This window comes from Chryseobacterium sp. 3008163 (assembly GCF_003669035.1).
Lineage (GTDB): Bacteria > Bacteroidota > Bacteroidia > Flavobacteriales > Weeksellaceae > Chryseobacterium.
Genome location: NZ_CP033070.1, coordinates 2,721,455 through 2,740,574, shown reverse-complemented (window position 1 = coordinate 2,740,574; position 19,120 = coordinate 2,721,455). Strand labels below are relative to the sequence as shown.

Annotated in this window: 19 protein-coding genes; 2 read left to right on the top strand and 17 right to left on the bottom strand. The window is 33.6% G+C overall.

All coding sequences use genetic code 11. The features are described from left to right. Positions 1-83: 83 nt before the first annotated feature. On the bottom strand, positions 84-410 hold the full coding sequence (locus EAG08_RS22150) for a T9SS type A sorting domain-containing protein (protein WP_228446551.1): 327 nt from the start codon (positions 408-410) through the stop codon (positions 84-86). 20 nt (positions 411-430) lie between these two features. Beyond that, positions 431-1,639 (bottom strand): T9SS C-terminal target domain-containing protein, encoded by a 1,209-nt coding sequence (locus tag EAG08_RS12510; RefSeq protein WP_228446550.1) that lies wholly within the window; start codon positions 1,637-1,639, stop codon positions 431-433. Positions 1,640-1,921: 282 nt separating this feature from the next. Here EAG08_RS12510 and EAG08_RS12505 point away from each other — a divergent pair, with 282 nt between their 5' ends. Further along, positions 1,922-2,485 carry a hypothetical protein gene (locus EAG08_RS12505; RefSeq protein ID WP_129535728.1) on the top strand — a complete coding sequence of 188 codons (564 nt, stop codon included), beginning with the start codon at positions 1,922-1,924 and terminating at the stop codon, positions 2,483-2,485. A 129-nt stretch (positions 2,486-2,614) separates the two neighbouring features. Here the strand turns inward: EAG08_RS12505 and serS are convergent, their stop codons facing one another. The 15 genes from serS to EAG08_RS12435 form a co-directional block, all read right to left on the bottom strand. Beyond that, positions 2,615-3,883, bottom strand: a complete 1,269-nt coding sequence (gene serS / locus EAG08_RS12500; RefSeq protein WP_129535727.1) for a serine--tRNA ligase — start codon at positions 3,881-3,883, stop codon at positions 2,615-2,617. Positions 3,884-3,974: 91 nt separating this feature from the next. Further along, positions 3,975-4,484: a hypothetical protein gene (locus EAG08_RS12495; protein WP_129535726.1), complete on the bottom strand. Its 510-nt coding sequence runs from the start codon at positions 4,482-4,484 to the stop codon at positions 3,975-3,977. 13 nt (positions 4,485-4,497) lie between these two features. Then, positions 4,498-5,676, bottom strand: a complete 1,179-nt coding sequence (locus EAG08_RS12490) for an oligosaccharide flippase family protein (RefSeq protein WP_164998571.1) — start codon at positions 5,674-5,676, stop codon at positions 4,498-4,500. A gap of 65 nt (positions 5,677-5,741) precedes the next feature. Next, the gene (locus EAG08_RS12485; protein WP_129535724.1) at positions 5,742-6,191 is read right to left on the bottom strand and encodes a hypothetical protein; all 450 of its coding nucleotides are present in this window, start codon (positions 6,189-6,191) and stop codon (positions 5,742-5,744) included. A 329-nt stretch (positions 6,192-6,520) separates the two neighbouring features. Continuing rightward, a complete protein-coding gene (locus EAG08_RS12480; RefSeq protein WP_129535723.1) occupies positions 6,521-7,393 on the bottom strand; it encodes a hypothetical protein in 873 nt (290 codons plus the stop codon). Continuing rightward, positions 7,390-7,908: a glycosyltransferase family 4 protein gene (locus tag EAG08_RS12475; RefSeq protein WP_262696840.1), complete on the bottom strand. Its 519-nt coding sequence runs from the start codon at positions 7,906-7,908 to the stop codon at positions 7,390-7,392. The genes EAG08_RS12480 and EAG08_RS12475 overlap by 4 nt, the downstream gene beginning before the upstream one ends. A gap of 20 nt (positions 7,909-7,928) precedes the next feature. Beyond that, entirely contained in the window at positions 7,929-8,510 is a 582-nt protein-coding gene (locus tag EAG08_RS12470) for a glycosyltransferase (RefSeq protein WP_129535721.1), read from the bottom strand. Positions 8,511-8,568: 58 nt separating this feature from the next. Continuing rightward, a complete protein-coding gene (locus EAG08_RS22145; RefSeq protein ID WP_228446549.1) occupies positions 8,569-8,904 on the bottom strand; it encodes a hypothetical protein in 336 nt (111 codons plus the stop codon). 59 nt (positions 8,905-8,963) lie between these two features. Next, on the bottom strand, positions 8,964-9,290 hold the full coding sequence (locus EAG08_RS22140) for a class I SAM-dependent methyltransferase (protein WP_228446548.1): 327 nt from the start codon (positions 9,288-9,290) through the stop codon (positions 8,964-8,966). Between the two features lie 58 nt (positions 9,291-9,348). Then, positions 9,349-9,837 (bottom strand): hypothetical protein, encoded by a 489-nt coding sequence (locus EAG08_RS12460; protein ID WP_129535720.1) that lies wholly within the window; start codon positions 9,835-9,837, stop codon positions 9,349-9,351. A gap of 750 nt (positions 9,838-10,587) precedes the next feature. Continuing rightward, complete coding sequence (locus tag EAG08_RS12455; RefSeq protein ID WP_129535719.1) at positions 10,588-10,998, bottom strand: hypothetical protein; 411 nt, start codon at positions 10,996-10,998, stop codon at positions 10,588-10,590. 18 nt (positions 10,999-11,016) lie between these two features. Next, entirely contained in the window at positions 11,017-11,802 is a 786-nt protein-coding gene (locus EAG08_RS12450; protein ID WP_129535718.1) for a (Fe-S)-binding protein, read from the bottom strand. A gap of 73 nt (positions 11,803-11,875) precedes the next feature. Further along, the gene (locus EAG08_RS12445) at positions 11,876-13,210 is read right to left on the bottom strand and encodes a (Fe-S)-binding protein (protein ID WP_129535717.1); all 1,335 of its coding nucleotides are present in this window, start codon (positions 13,208-13,210) and stop codon (positions 11,876-11,878) included. Positions 13,211-13,219: 9 nt separating this feature from the next. After that, positions 13,220-14,170: an MlaD family protein gene (locus EAG08_RS12440; RefSeq protein ID WP_129535716.1), complete on the bottom strand. Its 951-nt coding sequence runs from the start codon at positions 14,168-14,170 to the stop codon at positions 13,220-13,222. A 128-nt stretch (positions 14,171-14,298) separates the two neighbouring features. Continuing rightward, complete coding sequence (locus tag EAG08_RS12435; protein WP_129535715.1) at positions 14,299-16,434, bottom strand: peptidylprolyl isomerase; 2,136 nt, start codon at positions 16,432-16,434, stop codon at positions 14,299-14,301. Between the two features lie 257 nt (positions 16,435-16,691). On the opposite strand from EAG08_RS12435, the gene lon reads away from it, so the two are divergent. After that, positions 16,692-19,097 carry an endopeptidase La gene (lon, locus tag EAG08_RS12430; RefSeq protein WP_129535714.1) on the top strand — a complete coding sequence of 802 codons (2,406 nt, stop codon included), beginning with the start codon at positions 16,692-16,694 and terminating at the stop codon, positions 19,095-19,097. The last annotated feature ends 23 nt before the right edge of the window (positions 19,098-19,120 follow it).

Here is a 19,120-nt window from a genome sequence, read left to right as displayed (position 1 = left end):
CTGTTGAAGATTGCGACGTGAGGTTTTTAGCGAAGTATTGTACTTATAAAGAAGATTTTTTTTAATATATTTATCATTTGTATTTACTTTTTAATCAATTTAGCATTCGCCGTTTTATTCGTATCTGTTTTTATAGTCACTAAGTACGCTCCCTGAATCAGGTTCTGTGTATTGATCTTGGTTACTTTGTTCTTGGTTTTTAGTGTTTGGAGCTGTCTTCCGCCCATATCATACAGCAAAATATCTGCTTCCTTAAAGTCAAAACCAATCTCAACATAGCAGTAATCAGATACAGGATTCGGATAAATCTTAATGTCTAGTTTTTCAATCAGCTGATCCAGTTGTTTATCACCCAGCTTTACGATTTTCCAGTTCTCTTTGCCTAGCTCTTCAGCACTTGTTCCTGCCAATATAATTGAGCCGTCTCGGTTTAATTTAATATCAGATAACCTTTCTTCTTTTTTCTCGATTCTCCTTTCACATGTTTTCTCCACTGCTCGTTGCCATCCTGATTCAGATAAAGCATCCAAAAGGTTTCATCATCTGCTTCTATTCTCCCTTCCGCCTGAGTATAACCTCCGAGCAAAATTCCTTTCGAGCTTTTATCGTCTCCGGTTTTTACCACATTCATGCCCATCAGAACATCTCTGTTCTTAAAATTGTAAGATTTCTGCCACAGTTCTTCACCTCGATCATTTAAGGATATTAACCAAATATCAGTTCCTTCTTCAATGCCTACAGATTTATTTCCTGACCTTTCAGATCTTGATTCTCCGCCAACGATAAATCCTGTTGAAGTCATCGCTAAAGTTCTTAAATGATCATCGCCTTTTCCTCCAAAGTTCTTCTCCCATTCCACTTTTCCGTCTCTGCTCAGCTTCACCACCCAAAAATCTCCTTCCCCGAAGTTTTCAGTTTTCTTTGATCCACCTGTAGTACTTCTGGAGTAAATTCCCAATAATGCACCTCCATCAAGAGTAGGAATCATTTTTTCCACTTCATCCAATCCTTTTCCTCCTAAAATAATCTGTGAAAGCTCTTTCCCATTTTTATCGATTCTTGAGATCAGGACATCTTTAGACCCAAAACCTTTCGAATCCTGAGCTTGTCGAAGGGCTGTACCATTTCCGGCAACAAAAAATCCAAAATCTGTAGTTTGAATCACCGCTCTGGCTTCCTCATCCTGAGAAGTTCCCAAAGTTTTCTGCCATAGCTCATCTCCAAATTCATTAATTCTGATCAGCCAGATATCAGATCCGCCTTTAGATTCCTCTTTTTTGTCTAAACCTTTTCTGGAGTAAGAAGTCCCGGCCAACAGAAAACCACCTTCCTGAGTCGCCACTGTGGCCGAGAGAAAGTCATGATTCTGTCCCGAAAAATATTTTTCCCAGACTTCTTCACCTTGTTGATTGAGTTTTACGAGATGAAAATCGTAACCGTTGTTTTGTTTGTTTTCGGAAATAAGCTTCTGCGATTGAATAGAGCTTCCTGTAATAAGATATTGCTGATCGATTGTTGTGGTGACTTGTGAGAGAAAATCCTGAGTGGAGGATTTAATGTCTTTTTGCCATACAACATCCTGCGAATACAATACGGCAGTTGTACATAGTAGAACTGCACTCGTGTAGAGTTTTTTCATGATTCGGTAATTATTATTTTTTGCGAATTTAACCTTTCTTAACTTAATAGATTTTCTCATGAATGAGAATTAATATAGATTTTATTGTATCAATATCACAAATATAATTGCGTATAGCGACAAAAGGTGTCGCATAAATTAATTTATATTATATTTTGTACATTAAGTATGAGTGATTTTTATTATGAAAATTATCTAATATTTATAAAATAAGTTAAATATTTACCACAAATTATCAAATTAGCTACATTTGGTTCATTATTAATTTAAAAACCACAAATAATGGCAGAAAGTAAAAACAACATTGTAACCCATGGCTTAAGTGGAAAAGTAGGAGATTTATTGGTATTCAGCCAAAGAAATGGCAAAACAATTGTATCTAAAGCTCCCAAAGAACGCACTGGTGAATTGTCTGATAAACAGAAAGCTCACAAATTGAAATTTCAGAAAGCAGTATTGTACGCAAAATCAGCATTGGCAGATCCTGTTAAAAACCAGATGTACGGTATAAAGTCAGACAGCTCCTCAGGAATTACGACTTATAATGTTGCAGTAGCAGATTTGCTGAATGCACCCGACATCGAAGAAATCGACCTATCAAACTACAGCGGAAATCCGGGAGATTTAATTAAGATTACTGCGACTGATGATTTTCAAGTGATATCAGTTACCGTAAAGATTGAAAATGCAGACGGCATACTTGTAGAAGAAGGAAATGCGGTTGATAACGGTGCAGAATGGATATACACAGCAACCGCATCCAATTCTGATTTAGCAGGTGATAAAATCACCGTTCATGCAACAGACAACCCTGCCAACATTACAGAACTCACACAAAACCTTTAATAAGATAAAATACATTTTTGATACAGAAAGCATACAGAGATGATACAGAGATAGCCTATCAAATAATCTGTCAAAATGACAAAAGCCATCCGAATCGGATGGCTTTTATTGTATTACTATTGTAAAATTTTAATTAATCAATTCAAATCTCGCATATTCAGCGATTTTCTTTGGAAGCTTAATACCTTCCTCAGTCTGATTGTTTTCAAGCAATGCTGCCATAATTCTCGGCAACGCCATTGCAGAACCGTTTAAAGTATGTACCAACTGAGTTTTACCATCAGCTTTGTAACGACACTTCAATCTGTTTGCTTGGAACGTTTCAAAATTTGAAACAGAACTCACTTCCAGCCATTTCTCCTGAGCTGCACTCCAAACTTCAAAATCATACGTCATTGCAGATGCAAAACCTGTATCTCCACCACACAATCTTAAAACTCGGTAAGGCAATTCAAGATCAGTAAGGATTTCTTTAATGTGCTCTACCATTTCTTCCAAAACAGCGTAAGAATTTTCAGGCTTTTCTAATCTTACGATTTCTACCTTTTCAAATTGGTGAAGACGGTTCAGACCTCTTACATGAGCCCCGTAACTTCCTGCTTCTCTTCTGTAACACTGAGAAAATGCCGTGTTTTTAATTGGAAGATCTTTTTCATCCAACAAAACATCACGGTACAAATTTGTCACCGGAACTTCTGCTGTAGGAATTAAATATAAATCATCTGCATTGATGTAGTACATTTGGCCTTCTTTGTCCGGCAACTGTCCCGTTCCGTACCCTGAAGCTTCGTTCACAACATGAGGCGGATTGACTTCAAGATAGCCGGCATCCACATTTTTATCTAAAAAATATTGAACCAAAGCTCTCTGCAATCTCGCGCCTTTCCCAAAATACACAGGAAAACCAGCACCTGCGATTTTTACACCTAATTCAAAATCAATTAAGTTATATTTTTTCGCCAGTTCCCAATGAGGAATTGCACCTTCGCCTAAACCTTCCACATCGTGAGACTGATAAATAATTTCGTTATCGTCTGCAGAAGCTCCTGCTTTTACCAATTCGTAAGGTACGTTTGGAATTTGATACAGAATATCCAACAACTTTTTTTCAACAACCTCTAATTGAGACTTCAATTCTGCGCTCGACTCTTTATATTGTGCTGTTTTAGATTTTGAGGCTTCAGCTTCTTCTCTTTTTCCTTCTTTCATCAACATACCAATCTCTTTGGAGATTTTATTGATTTCTGAAAATTGAGAATCTAATTCAAACTGAATTCTCTTTCTCTCTTCGTCAGTAACGATTGCCTCGTCTACCAACTCAAGACCCTTGAATTGTCTTTTTTGAAGACCTTCTAAAACGCGTTCTTTGTTTTCGCGCAAAAAATTGACTTGTAACATAAAGTGTTTTATAATTTAAGTTTCAGCGTTTCAAAGTTTAAAATCCTGAGATTTAAGCCTTAAAAAACGAACTGCTTATGCAAATTTAAGATTATTTTGTGATTTTCACCACATTACGATTTTCTGAATCTTTTGTTAATGGTAATTCAGAATTGTTGTAAGAAACTTTAGAAACCGAAAAAACTTCAGGAGTCCAATGGTAAAGAATTTCTAAAGTATCATTTACAGGCTCCGCAAAAGTAGAGTCCGTCAACTTTTTGGTAAGTGCCACCCGAATTCGGGACCGATAAATTCTGTCATCAGAATCCTGACCACTTTGTAATTGTCTGGTGGCTCCCGCAACATACTCAAGCAAATTTTTAGAATTCGCATCTGTCTTTGGAGAAAAGCTCACAGACGCAACGTCTGTTGCCGCCAAAACATCATTCATAGAAACAGAGGTATAAGATCCGATGGTGTTCGGCATTAATAAATCTTTACCGGCAACATCCTCAATGTAAAAATGAATTGTTTGATCTATTTTTTGAAAAGAATCTTCATCACTCGTACAACTGATAAGCGCAAAACATCCCAATAAAATTCCAAAAAGTAGATTCTTCATATGGCAAAGATAATTATTTTAGATTCTTTAAATATTTATTAAAATGATAAAAATAGAAAAATCCCGAACTTAATAAAGTCACAGAAACACTAATTGCCATTCCTAAAATATGATATTTTGGAACTAAAAAGAAAGAAAATACAATAAGTGTAATGAATGAAATCACAGATCCTTTGGTATTGACCGACATTTTACCTATCGCAGATAAAAGATTCCCGTAAAGATTTCTAAACAAAATATTCATTAAAAAAGTTGCCATGAAAATAACAAATATATAAGAACTTTCTGCATACTTTTCTTTGGATATTACTATCAGAATTTCTTTACTAAATAACGTGCTAATGATAAAAACAAGCAAACAAATTGGAATAAAAAACTTGTAGTATCCAATGATGTAGTTTTTAAGAAAACTGCGGTTTTGATAGTTCTTTGCCAAAGTATGAAAATCACTCTGCATAAAAGACAATGCTAAAAATGTCACATTTGAAGGAATCAAAATAGCTACTCTGTAATCTGCCACCGCATCTTCATTGAGTAAAAAACTTAGAATAATAATATCTATTGAAAAAAGAGCATCGGAGAGTAAGGTTGTTGCAGAAGTATTAAATCCGTATTGTCTAATTTCTTTCAAATTAAAATTATCAGACAACTTTACAGTATTCATACTTGATTTTTTTAGCCAAAATAAAGACAGAAAAGGAGTGAAAGCCATCGCAATGAGATACCCTTTTAATTGAAAAAAATAGGTTAAAATTAGCAGGACTAAAAGCCCAGATATGCTTAAAAAGTTATTAAACCCGGCAAACTCTCTGTTTTTATTATACACTCTAAGATCTGATTGCACATAAGTAAAAAAATAAAAGCCGATAAGACGAATACAGAAAAATAAAAAAATATAGAAAATATCTTCATATTTTGTAATGTAAAAAAAACTGACTATCAAAAAAATTATTGATAATAAAATTTGATAATAAAAGCCTTTTCTAAAAAGATAAGCCGATAAGTTATTCTTTTCTGCTTCCAGATTAGAAATAGAGCCGAATCTCAATAAACTTTGATGACTGCCAAATCCGCTACATGCAGATAAGATAGCAAAAACAGCAGCAACAATACTCATCTTGCCAAAATCTTCTGTGGGGAGTATTTTAATGATAAAAAGAGATGATAAAAGCCCACAGATTTTAGCAATCAATAGTGAAGTCAAAACATAATGTCCCTCATTTTTAAGGAAGTTTTGCAAGAAAAATATTAAGCTTTTCATTTAAAAATAAAGCTTAAAAATAGATAAAATATTGATTGCGTAAGCTTTGTCAAAAATGAAGATGAACTAAAGAGTGATTTCACATCGTTTTGCAATTCAATATAATTTTCCAGACGGTCAATATTTTCTGTAAAATAATTTGAATAATACTGTTGTATAGATCTATCATTATCAAAATAAAACTGATAAGGATACATACTCGTTTTTGTCGGCTTGTTTAATAGTTTCTGATAAAAAGCTTTACGAGCACCCTTCAAATACTTCTCACCAAACCTTATTTTCCATTGGGCATCTGGTTTCATTAAAGTTCTTTCCCAAGTGTATTTAGATGCTTCTTTACAATGTTTTAAAAGCCATTGCTGATACAATTTATGCTTAAACTTCCACTCTTCAGGAAGACTAACAGACAATTGCATAAAATCTTTGGTCATGTAAGGTGATACCATATACGCTTTTTGCCGGAGGACCTGCGAGCCCAGAACTGTCCTATTATAGGCAAGATTTTTTAGTAAGAAAATTTCTTCACGATCATATTTTTTTAAAACAGAATCAATATTGGATTTTATCTTGGGAAGAAAATCCGAATTTACAATAATCTTATAATGAGAAGGTGATTTTCGTCGTGGTTCAGAATTAAAACCACCTAAAATACCATCACCAATCTGCCCGCCATGAAATAATGAAAAATCATTATATCTTAAATGCTCTACTGCATGAGAAACATGGATTCCTCCTATAAAATGTATACAACCCTCAGAAATTCTTGTAAGTTCATCTATTTTTTTAAAAATAAACCATTATCAAGCGGTATAAACTCATAATTTATGTCATAATCTGCAGCTATCTTTCTCGAAATTTTTTCATCAAGATATTCGGACTGAGAAAAACAGAGAGTTGAACCAATTTCAAAACCTTCTTTGATAGCATACATCAGTGCCATTCTGCTATCTAATCCGCCACTCAATAATGCCAAATGCGACGTATTATATTCTAAATCTTTTTCATATTCCATTTTTACACCAGCAGCAAAAACTTCATGGATCTGATCTAATGCCACCTCTTTGGAGTTTGAAAAATATTCTGTTTGGGCGATATCAAAATATTCTCTTTCAATAATCGATTGCGTTGTACAATCTATCATTAAAAAATGACCATCTAAAACCTTGTATATATTTTCAATAGGAGTTCTGTTCTCTAATAAATTTCCAATTGCCAAAATTTGGTAGAGTGACGTGATATCTGGACTAATAGAAATGTTATTTTCTTTAATTGTTTCACTCATTCTCACCAAATCTGAATCGATAAAAATAACTGAATCTATTTTTGAATAAAAAACACGTTGACTAGATGTGGGATTCGTAAATACAAGGATTTTATTTTCTTTTTTATCCCAAATGCAACCTCTGAATTCTCCTTCAAGTTCCTGCAAAACGCGCCAGCCGACTTTATGATATGTATTTATAAAAAACTTGGTGAAATCGTTTGTAAACGAATTTTTCAAAAGTGCCTTTTTATTGAGAACCACACCTTCAAGAATAACATAATATTCTGGCGTTTCAACGTAGAAAGAATCATAAGTTTCTTCTTGAAAAAAACTTTTAATCTGAGGTTGGCTCTTATTAATTAAAATTGAAAATCCCTGATTCATTTCAATGTTTCATTATATATTTTTAAAAATTTTTCAGAGATTATCTCTTGTGAGAAAGTCTCTTCTGCATAGATTTTCAATGTTGAAGGATCAGGTTTTTTCTCACTCATCAACATTTTTAGCATAGCATCTTTAAGTAAATCTTCTTCTTTATTTTCGAGCAAAATTCCAAAATCATCTGGAAAAAACTCAGATATGCCGCCAACATTTGTAGAAATTACCCTAATTCCGCTCGCAAAAGATTCTGCAATTACACATGGCTGGTTTTCATAATCACTAAAAAGAATAAAGCAATCAGACCGCTGCATTCTTTCTGCAATTTGAGGAAGAGTCTGAATTCCAAAAATTTCAATTACAGATTCGAGGTTCTCATTTTTAACTATTTTTTCTAATTCAGAAGTGTCGCCGTCACCACCAATCTGTAGTTTAAAAGAATAGCCTTCTTTTAAAAGTTTAATGGCAACATTTAAAATTTTATCTGCACTTTTATTAGCCGTGAGGTTTGAAACATGTATAAAGGTAAATTTCTCTGTACTTATTTTTGCAGGAAAAAAAGATTTGTATTTACCACATTCGGAATTACTTCCATTGATGTTCTAATTCCTAATTTTTCTAAACTTTCTTTTAGGTTTTTAGTAACAGGAAGAATCTTATAAGCCTGATTACCAATCAACCTAGCAACCAATTTAATAATAAAAGATGTTTTATGTTGATTTTCTATTTTTAAGGCACTCCAATGTTCACTTATAACAAAAGGTATTTTAAACTTTTTTTTAAGATACACAGCAAAGAACATAGAATTATGCAAAACATTTGCATGAATAAGATCTGGATATTGAAGTTGATGGAAGCCTTTTTTATAAGCAATCATTCTTCTATAAAAATTCTGAAGAGGATTTTTTGAATTTTTATAATAAACAATTAATGTTCTGATATTATTAATGACTTGGTCATCAAATATAAACTTTTCTGATTGCTGGAAGTTTCCTATTGTATGTAAAATCTCAACATCGCATATTAAAGATGCCGCTTCTGCATGGCGTTGCACAAAGTTTCCATTGGTAGGCTCTAGTTTATTCGGAAACCAAGATGAAATAAATAAAACTTTATGCTTCATTAATTATCAGTTCAAAAATATATTTTTAATATGGCTAAACAATCATGATCTGCGCATTTTACTGACCACCATATTTAAATTGTATATAAAGACTATTTAGTCTATGTTTTATTTTTTGGAGTATTGTTCGTTTGTCATTAACAAAAATTTTATCATAATCTGTTTTTTTCTGAATAACTATAAACTGATAATCATGTTCAACCCAAATACTATAGGTATCGAAATTAAGTATTTGAAGTCCGTTCGTTTCTGCATTCGTTAAAATAGTTCTCAAAGGTATGGGCTGATCGATGATTTGTAAAGATGATGGATCATTTTCCGTTAAGTAGTTAATAAACTCAGGATTAGGAATGTTAATAACTATCTTGGTATTATCATCCGATAATTTTGCCAAATTTTTAAAAAGATCAAAATGTTTTTCAATTGGGATATGCTCAATAACATCAAATAGAGTTATAAAATCATAGTTCTTTTTTCGGGAATATAGTTTACAACATCGCCTACAAAAAAAGAAATGTTTTTTTTATCTAGTTTTGATTTTGCTAATTCTATTGACTTATCACTTAAATCTACAGCTTCGATATATCCCTCTTTTACCGTATTGGATAATAATTTAGTCATTACGCCGATTCCACACCCCAACTCCAAAACATTTGAAGAAGACACAAGGTTCAGAGATCGCATTTTTTTATATAAAGTGTAGATTCTTTCGTTGATTCCTGAATTTGTCTGGTAGTTTACGAAATCATTGTAGAAATCTTTAACATTATCGTTATTCATATTATTACAGCTGAATATTTTAATTCAAATGATGAACTTTTGTACAAAAATTAAATAATTATTTAATTCCGGCTGCCCAGCTTCTGTTGAAAGGAAGTAAGAAATTCCCTAAAAATTCTAGATAAGTATTTTTCGAAAAATCAAAAACTTCAATTTCCGCAGACAATTCTCCGCTTCTTACTTTATTTTTAAAGTCTATTAATTTTAACGTTTTTACTTCACCATTTTCTATGAAACTTGCTTTCATACGGTCAAATAATCCCAATTGATATTCCTCATCGATTTCTCTCATAATCTTGCCTAAAGCATCAATACTGCAGCCGGATGCCATCTCTTTTTCCTCATCAACACAGATAACGATAAACTGATTTTTTTCAATTTTAAAAGATGATGAAAGAGGTTTTCCGTGAGCTGCCCATCCTGCCAGAAAGTCGTACAACTTTTCTGTAATAACTTTTGCTTCTTTGGTTGTAAACGCTCTTGATGCAGGATATATAATTACTCTGTAATCTTCAGCTTCTACTATATTTGATTCTTCAATTTTCATTTCCAATACATTTTAAAGAGTAAAATTACGGAATTTTGTCGAGTTTAAAACCATTATACTTTTTACTGATTGTATGAAGCATTATTATAAAAAGTGGGAAAATAAAAGGAAAAAAAAGTCTGGTTTCACCTGATTGAGGAAAGAAAAAAAACTTTATATAAAGATTGATAAAAAATAGAACAGTAAGTATCCTAATCCATAAATCATCTGAATATTTGAATATAACAAATAGTAAAATAATTGCAGACAAGGTAACTTTCTTAAAGTGTATTAATTTATCAAAAGTAATAAAAAGATAATCTTTTAAACTAAATATTGCTGCTTGTGAAGACAGCATAGGCCTCCTATAAATAAATGAATCATAAAATAAATTTTTCCAACCTGGATAATGATAGTATTTGATAATAATAAAATAGAGACATAGCAACAAAACAGCTTGAAGAATGAACACCACATTCATTTTTTTGTTTTTTGTATATTCAAATAAAAATACAGCTAGTAAGTATGTTAAAGTCAGAATTATATAATCCGGTCTCACCAAAGTAATGAAGAAAAGGACGACAAACAATATCCATTTTTTCCACTTACTAAGTAATCCTAAAAGAAAAATCAAAATAAATTGAAAAACAAATAAGTCTGGTGTAGGTGACCGCGACATAAGTATTAGAGGAGGAAGAAACATAACACCACTAACAATCAAAACGGTTAAAAGCCAATTGTCTGGGAAAATAATTTTTAGAATAAAAAAAATCAATATTGCTGAAAAAAATAAGATAAAAGACTTATAACTATTACTGACATAGGTACACTTAATCCTATTTTATATAAAAGCAAAAGAACTAAATTATAACCTACTTTTATCTCGTAATAAGGAAGCTGTTCGGAGAAAGCTCTCGCATTTTTCTCATACAATTGAATTGCATTGCGAAACGGTTTAACTCCACTTAGCTTTTGATAATGGTCTCTTGGGGCTTCTTCCTTTATTGATTGAAAAGTCAATTTATGAACTTTATCCTGTGAATCAGGAAATTCCATTTTGTAAACAGACCCTACATAGCCTGGCATATCCCAATCATACTCTCTGTTTTTATAATTCAAGCTCGTTAGATAAACTGATAAAAAAACAATAAAAACAAATGAAAAAAACCATTTCAGATTCATTACTAAAACAGTTTTTGGTTACAAATCCTCAGCTTCCGCCAAAAGTTCTACAATATCTTTTACTTCTACTTCAGTATTTTTATTGAAATGCTTTACACCATCCGTCAACATCGTGTTACAAAACGGACAACCTGTTGCGATGATTTTAGGCTCAAATGAAAGTGCTTCTTCAGTTCTTTCAACGTTGATGTCTTTATTCCCTTTTTCAGGTTCTTTGAACATCTGTGCACCTCCTGCTCCACAACATAGACCGTTCGTTTTACAACGTTTCATCTCAACCAACTCGGCATCTAGCTTTTCTAAAAGCATTCTCGGTGCTTCATATTCGCCATTTGCTCTTCCCAGATAACAAGGATCGTGAAATGTGATTTTTTTTCCTTTAAAAGCTCCGCCTTCAATTTTCAATCTTCCTTCTTCCATCAATTGTTTTAGAAATTGAGTATGATGAATTACTTCGAAGTTTCCTCCTAAACTTGGATATTCGTTTTTAAGTGTATTAAAGCAGTGTGGGCAAGCCGTTACGATTTTTTTAACATCATAGGCATTCAGAACTTCAATATTCGTCATTGCCATCATCTGGAAAACAAATTCGTTCCCTGCTCTTTTTGCGGGGTCACCTGTACAGCTTTCTTCCTGTCCGAGAACGGCAAATTCAACCCCGATTTTATTCAGAATTTTACAGAATGCTTTGGTAATTTTTTTTGCTCTGTCGTCAAAACTTCCGGCACAGCCAACCCAAAACAAAACTTCAGGTGATTTTCCTTCGGCAGCATAATCTGCCATTGTTTTTATAGTGAAATCCATTTTGTTATAAAATGTATTTTGTATTAATTAGAATTAAATTTTTAGGAAATTAATTAATTGTTTTTACAAATAATTAATCATTTGCCCAATTCAGACGGTCTGCCTGATTATACTGCCATGGTGCAGCATTGTTTTCTACGTTGGTCATCATCAGATTCAACTCTTGTGGAGCGGCAGACTGTTCCATTACTAGGAATCTTCTCATTTCGAAAATGATAGAAAGTGGATCAAGCAATACCGGACAAGCCTCAGTACAAGCGTTACAAGTGGTACAAGCCCAAAGTTCTTCTTTTGTGATATAATCGTTCAACAATTTCTTGCCGTCATCTTCAAACTTTCCGTTTTTATCAATATTTCTTCCAACTTCTTCCAGACGATCTCTGGTTTTCATTAAAATCAATCTTGGAGACAGTTTTTTACCCGTAATATTTGCAGGACAGACCGAAGTACAACGGCCACATTCTGTACAAGAATAAGCATTTAATAGTTGAACCTGATTTAAATCAAAAACATCCTCTGCGCCAAATTTCGACGGAGCTTCTGCAACAGTACCTTCAGCCGGAGCGGCATAAGGATCAGCATTTGGATCCATCATCAGTTTAATCTCAGCTGTAACTGAATCTAAATTATTAAACTTTCCATACAAATCTAGATTTGCATACCAAGTACTTGGAAATGCTAAAATAATGTGTAAATGTTTAGAATAATAAAGATAGTTCATGAAGAACAAAATTCCCACAAAGTGAAACCACCAAGCAGCTCTTTCAACAAAAACTAAAAATCCACTATCGAAACTGAAAATTTCTAAAAATGGAACTAAGGTAATTTGACTGATAGGAAAACTACCATGTTCTGCTAAAACTCCTCTCTGTTGTAAGATAAAGTCTGAAGAATTCATACTAAAGAAAGCAATCATTAAGGCAAACTCAATGATCAAAATCCAATTAGCATCATTTTTTGGCCACCCGAAAAGTTCTTTCATCGTTAATCGCTTAACTCCGTAGAAATTTCTTCGGATGAAAAATAACACAACCCCAATGATTACAAGTATTGCTAAAACTTCTAAAGTCGCTGTAAAAATATTGTAGAAAGTATGTCCGAAAATCGTTGCTAAAAATCTATGTGTTCCAAAGATCCCATCAACAATAATTTCGATTAATTCGATATTAATAATCACAAAACCTACATACACAAAAAGGTGAAGAATACCTGCTACAGGCCTTTTCACCATTCTACTCTGACCCATTGCTACACGAGCCATTGTTTTCCAACGTTCAGGTTTTCTGTCGCTGCGGTTGATTTCTCTTCCTAATCTAATATTTCTATAAATCTTAAAGAGGCTTTTTCCGAATAACCCAAAACCTGCAACTAATAGAATCAGAAAAATAATATTGTCAAGATATTGCATAATAATGAATTAGTCTTTACTGTTCTTACCAAATACTGAGAAATTAACGTATTTCTTAGGATTAGCTTTTAAATCTTCAATAAGAGCATTTAGGTTTGTAGAAGCAGCGTTCAGATTATTGTATAACTGATCGTCTTTCATGATCTTCCCTAAACTTCCCTCACCTCTGTCAATCCCGGAAACAACTTTATTTAATTGCCCAACGGTGTTATCTAAATTAGCAATAGTCGCATTTAGTTTTTGCGTATCAATGCTTTCAGCTAAATTACCATATTTATCTAAAGTAACTTTCCCACTTTTCATGGTAAGACTCGCCTCATCGAGAACTTTTTGAAGTTTTGGGTCATTATTCCCAACCAATCTGTTTACACTTCCGGCCGTAGTTTCTAAAGCGCCAACAGTTTTATTAAGATTGTGAAGTAAAATTTTGATTTCTTCTCTGTTCTGCTCATTCATCACCTGGTTGGCATTCACCATCAAAGAATCAACTCTGTGCAAAACGGTTTGTAATTGATCTTTTACCGGACCAACCTGAGAAGAAAGACTGTTCATCATTCCTAATTTGAAAGCACCTTTTAATGTGTCACCATCTTTTGCAGTAGCACCACCGTAAAACAAGTTCACTCTCATCTCTTTGCCACCCATTAAACTAGGTTCAAAGATTTCCAAATTTGAATTTTTGGAAAACTGAAAATTATCATCAACAGTAATTTTAACGATAAAATGAATTTTACCATCCTTTGATGTTTGTGGTATAATCTTGTCCACCTGCCCTACTTTTAAACCATTAATAGAAACCGGTGAAGACTGCGTAAGCCCCTCAACGTTATCGTATTTAGCGTAAAATATATTGTCGGTAGTAAAAAGGCTTCTGCCTTTCATGAATTGGAACAAAACGACAAAGCCTACAACAGCCAAGATCGCTATTAGACCAGCTTTTATTTCTTTACTGAACTTCACTTTTTATATTTTTTCTAATAAGCAAATATAGTACATTTAAATTAATGTTTTTCTCTATCGCTATGGGTTAAACACAAAAAAAAGTGGCAAAAACTCTGCCACTTTTAATATTGTTGATTTTAGATATCTTATTGTTGATTTCCAAGCTTGCTCCAGATTTCGATTCTATAATCATCGATGTCTGCGTTATCTTGTAAACTCTTCAACCAAGCCTGACCAAACATTCCTGCATTTCTCTGCGTAACAGATTCTGTAAACTGTTTAGCATCTCCTGCTTGTTTGTTGATTGTTTCGTTCTTTTTAACTAAAACATAAACTCCTGTTCCACCTTCGATAGCGTTAGAAATTGCGCCCTTTTTAACTCCGAATGCAGCACCTGCAACTTTAGGCTCCATTGCTCCTGCAACTGATGGGTTTAGTAAATTAACCTGCGCAGATTGCTTAGTAGTAGCAAAAGTTTTAGCAACCTGATCTAGGCTCGTAGCCTTACCTATTTTATCAGAAATCTGCTTCGCAGCTAATTTATTCTGAACAACAGTTTCGATTTGATCTCTTACAGATTCAGGATCAGCAAGACCTTTTTCCTGTTTTCCGTTTAAGTAAACTACTACTTTATCTCCTGTTCCTTCTACTGTAAAGAATTCTGTATCTCCTTTTTCTCTTTTCTTATCAAATGCCCAAGTGATGATTTCAGCATCTTTATCAGTTCCTAAACCTTGTAGCTGACCGTCAAATCTCTTAGTCGATTTTGCGTTTGAATATTGATAGTTTGATTTTTTAGCAATATTAACAAAATCATTGAATGACTTCCCTTGAATTTGCTGAATGAATCTTCTTGCATTTTTATCAACTGTAGCTTCTGTAGCATCAGAAGGCTTGATAGATTTTACTAAGTGCGCTACTTTGTAACCTAATTTTTTGTCATCAACTTTTATGATATGATATCCAAAAGAAGTTTCAGCTAAACCAATGTTACCAACATCGTTTTTACGTAAAAAATCTAAGTATTCAGGTGCAAATTGACTTTGAGAAGTAGTCCATCCCACGCTTCCTTTTCTTTCAACAGCATTAGGCTCGTCTGATAATTTTAAATCTTCTCCAAATTTTAAAGGACTAGCTTTTATTCCAGCTAATAAACTATCTGCAATTTTCTTCGCTTGTTCTTTTGTTCTTGTAGCAGTAGATCTTTCAGCTCCTTTATATGCAATAAGAATATGGCTAGAAGTCACAGAATCTGAAGCTTTTTTCTTATCAATCAATTTAGAAACAACATATAAGTTTTGTTCTTTGTATGGACCAAAAGTCTGACCAATCGCAGCAGTTTCCAATTTACCTTTTAAACCTTGAGGCATTTGGCTAGCTGAAACATATTGGCTATTGAAAGGAATATCAGAATTTGCCATTACAAACATAGAATCGTTTGTAGTATTCATGAAGTTCTCTTTTCCGCCGCTTTCGTCTGTACCTACAGAGAATACTTTGGTAATATCTTTCAATACCGCTGCATCATCTGCCGGGCTTGGCTGTGAAGGGAAAAATACAATTCCCAAGTTTCTGCTAGGCTCAGTTTTGAACATTATAGGATGCTGGTCGATGTATTTCTTTAAATCTTCAGTAGTAACTTTGATTTTATTTTTTTGAAGATAAGAAGCGTAATCAACTTTTACAAAATCGATATCAGCTAACTGATCTCTTTCTTTCATTAATTCCTCAGCCTCTTTTTTACCAGTCGTAATACCTGTAGAAATATTAGCAAACACTTGTCTTGCCATGATTCTGTATTCGATTGTTTTTTTGGTTTTCAACCACTGAGCATATCCTTCAGGGTTTGTATTTTGTAGAGTTTCAATTTCTTTCTTCAATTCCTGAAGCTTGAAATTACCTTTTTCGTCAAAAAGCTGTTGATTTTGAGCAAACATCTGATCAAACTGAATTTGGTTCCAGAACAAATCGTCTGTCATTTCAAATCCCATTTTTTCAAATTGCTGCTTTACCAATTTTGATTGCACAAGCAATTGCCAAGCCTGCTCTTCAAGTCCGGTTTTTGGTTGTTGCTGTTGCTCAGCCTGCTGCTGTAATACGAAAAGCTGGTCATTATACTCCTCACGAGTAATCTTCTCACCATTTACTTTTCCTAAAATATCAGGATTTTTTCCAAAAACTTTATCGAGACTTTCTGGGTTTACCAAAAACGCCAATAGCGCCAATGCGATCATTCCCATCAAAAGCCAAGGTCTACTCCTAATCTGTCCTAAAATTGCCATTTTATAAATATAGTTTTATATCAGTGTGCGAAAATACACATTTTTAAGAAATTACAGAAATATAAGATGGTTTTTTAATTTTTAAAATTTAATATCGCATAATATGGAAATTTTGACCGTATTTTTTATCAAAAAACAAATGGCATAAGTATTGTGAAAATTACGTACACATTATATGTAAAGCTATTGTTCAACATATTTTGATTTTATCCTTTAACGATTAAAACTATAAATGACAATTTGTCATTTAACTTATTATGACAGAATTTGAAGATATAAATTTTGATGAAATCTTGGGCGACGGATTTGATATTGTAGCCGAAGAGATCAATCTTTCTGATATTGACGAAAGCGCAAAAAACTCTGAACAGATTATTTTCCCGATACTTCCTGTAAGAAATATGGTGATGTTCCCGAATGTGGTCATCCCTATTACTGCCGGAAGAAAAACCTCTATACAACTTCTTGAAGAAGCTCAGCAAAATGGCGATTTCATTGGAATCGTAAGCCAGAAAAGCTCTGATATTGAGCAGCCTACGGAAAAAGATTTTTACCAGATTGGTACTTTAGCCAAAATCATTAAGATCATTAAACTTCCTGAAGGAAACGTTACTGCCATCACTAAGGGTTTCCACAGATTTAAAATAAAAAAAATCACAGGCAGCAAACCTTATTTTAAAGCTGAAATTACAAGACTAAAAGATTCGAAACCAAAAAACAAAGAAGAATATGAGGCTTTGCTGGAAAATGTAAAAGATTTAGCCTTAAAAATAATTGAGCTTGACCCTAATATTCCAAATGCAGCCAATTTTGCGATAAAAAATATCAACAGTAATGATGATTTATTAAATTTCATCTGCACCAATGCAAGTTTTCCTTACGCAGAAAAACAAAAATTGTTGGAGGAAAAAAGCCTCATGGAAAGAGCCAACAAGTGTTACGAAATGATGCATGAGGATTTCAGAAAGCTGGAATTGAGAAATCAAATCCATCAGAAAACTTCAAAAGATCTTGACAAACAGCAAAGAGAATATTTCCTGAACCAGCAGATCAGAACCATTCAGGATGAGTTGGGTGGCGGTCCGGAAAGCGATGTAGAAGATTTATTAAAAAAAGGAAGCGAAAAAAAGTGGAAACCTGAAGTTGAAGAGCATTTCCAAAAAGAAATTGGAAGATTACAGAGACAAAACCCAAATTCTCCCGATTACAATGTTCAGAGAAATTACTTGGATTTCTTCACAGATCTTCCTTGGGAAACCTTTACCAAAGACACTTTCGATATAGAAAAAGCCGAGAAAGTTTTAGATAAAGCTCATTTTGGTTTAGAAGATATTAAGAAAAGAATTTTGGAACACATGGCTGTTTTAAAATTAAAAAACAACATGAAATCCCCAATTTTATTATTGGTAGGACCTCCGGGAGTTGGTAAAACCTCTCTTGGAAAGTCGGTTGCCGATGCTTTAGGTAGAAAATACGTTCGTGTTTCATTGGGCGGACTTCATGACGAAAGTGAAATTCGTGGTCACAGAAAGACTTATATCGGTGCGATGGCAGGAAGAATTCTTCAATCCATTAAAAAATCCGGGACATCAAATCCTGTGATTGTTTTAGACGAAATTGATAAAGTAGGAAAAGGAATGCATGGCGATCCAAGTTCAGCGCTGCTTGAAGTTCTTGACCCCGAACAAAACAATGCTTTCTATGATAATTTCCTTGAAATGGGGTATGATTTGTCTAAAGTGATGTTTTTGGCTACTGCAAACTCTTTGTCAACGATCCAAACTCCGCTTTTAGACAGAATGGAAATCATTCAGATTGCGGGTTATACTTTAGAGGAAAAAATTGAGATCGCCAAGAGACATTTAATTAAAAAGCAGCAGGAAGAAAACGGTTTGACGGCAAAATCTTTCAAATTAGGAAATCCTGAGCTAAAACATATTATTGAAGCACATACTTCAGAAAGCGGTGTGAGATCTTTAGAAAAAAGAATCGCAGGAATTGCTCGTTGGGTTGCCCTGCAAACCGCTATGATGAAAGAATATGATGCTAAAATTTCTGTCGAAAAAGTAGATGAAATTTTAGGAGTTCCAAGACCGAAAAGCTTGTCTGAATTAACAGACGTTCCAGGTGTAGTAACCGGATTGGCTTGGACAAGTGTTGGAGGTGACATTTTATTTATTGAAAGCATTACCAGCAACGGAAAAGGAAATCTTACCATGACCGGAAATCTGGGAACGGTAATGAAAGAATCTGCGACGATTGCTTTAGAATATATTAAAGCTAAACACGAAGATTTAGGAATTACAGAAGATGATTTAGAAAAGAAAAATATTCACGTGCATGTTCCAGAAGGCGCAACCCCCAAAGACGGACCTTCTGCCGGAATCGCAATGCTGACTTCAATGGTTTCTACCTTCAGAAATAAAAAAGTAAGACCTCATCTGGCAATGACCGGTGAAATTACCCTGAGAGGAAAAGTACTTCCTGTAGGCGGAATTAAAGAAAAACTTCTTGCCGCAACAAGAGCAGGAATTAAAGAAGTAATCCTTTGTGAAGCCAACAGAAAAGATGTGGAAGAAATCAAACAGGATTATCTGAAAAACCTGAAAGTAAACTACGTGAATTGGATGACTGAAGTTCTTGAACTTGCTATCGAAAAATAAAATTTTTATTAATAAATTTATAA

Bases quoted from the DNA above. Each gene is read 5' to 3' on its own strand.
- EAG08_RS12450 (WP_129535718.1), bottom strand. From the start codon at position 11,802: ATGGATTTCACTATAAAAACAATGGCAGATTATGCTGCCGAAGGAAAA.
- EAG08_RS12470 (WP_129535721.1), bottom strand. From the start codon at position 8,510: ATGAAGCATAAAGTTTTATTTATTTCATCTTGGTTTCCGAATAAACTA.
- serS (WP_129535727.1), bottom strand. From the start codon at position 3,883: ATGTTACAAGTCAATTTTTTGCGCGAAAACAAAGAACGCGTTTTAGAA.
- EAG08_RS12485 (WP_129535724.1), bottom strand. From the start codon at position 6,191: ATGGTATCACCTTACATGACCAAAGATTTTATGCAATTGTCTGTTAGT.
- EAG08_RS12510 (WP_228446550.1), bottom strand. From the start codon at position 1,639: ATGAAAAAACTCTACACGAGTGCAGTTCTACTATGTACAACTGCCGTA.
- EAG08_RS12435 (WP_129535715.1), bottom strand. From the start codon at position 16,434: ATGGCAATTTTAGGACAGATTAGGAGTAGACCTTGGCTTTTGATGGGA.
- EAG08_RS12445 (WP_129535717.1), bottom strand. From the start codon at position 13,210: ATGCAATATCTTGACAATATTATTTTTCTGATTCTATTAGTTGCAGGT.
- lon (WP_129535714.1), top strand. From the start codon at position 16,692: ATGACAGAATTTGAAGATATAAATTTTGATGAAATCTTGGGCGACGGA.
- EAG08_RS12495 (WP_129535726.1), bottom strand. From the start codon at position 4,484: ATGAAGAATCTACTTTTTGGAATTTTATTGGGATGTTTTGCGCTTATC.
- EAG08_RS12505 (WP_129535728.1), top strand. From the start codon at position 1,922: ATGGCAGAAAGTAAAAACAACATTGTAACCCATGGCTTAAGTGGAAAA.
- EAG08_RS12460 (WP_129535720.1), bottom strand. From the start codon at position 9,837: ATGAAAATTGAAGAATCAAATATAGTAGAAGCTGAAGATTACAGAGTA.
- EAG08_RS12455 (WP_129535719.1), bottom strand. From the start codon at position 10,998: ATGAATCTGAAATGGTTTTTTTCATTTGTTTTTATTGTTTTTTTATCA.
- EAG08_RS12480 (WP_129535723.1), bottom strand. From the start codon at position 7,393: ATGAATCAGGGATTTTCAATTTTAATTAATAAGAGCCAACCTCAGATT.
- EAG08_RS22140 (WP_228446548.1), bottom strand. From the start codon at position 9,290: ATGAATAACGATAATGTTAAAGATTTCTACAATGATTTCGTAAACTAC.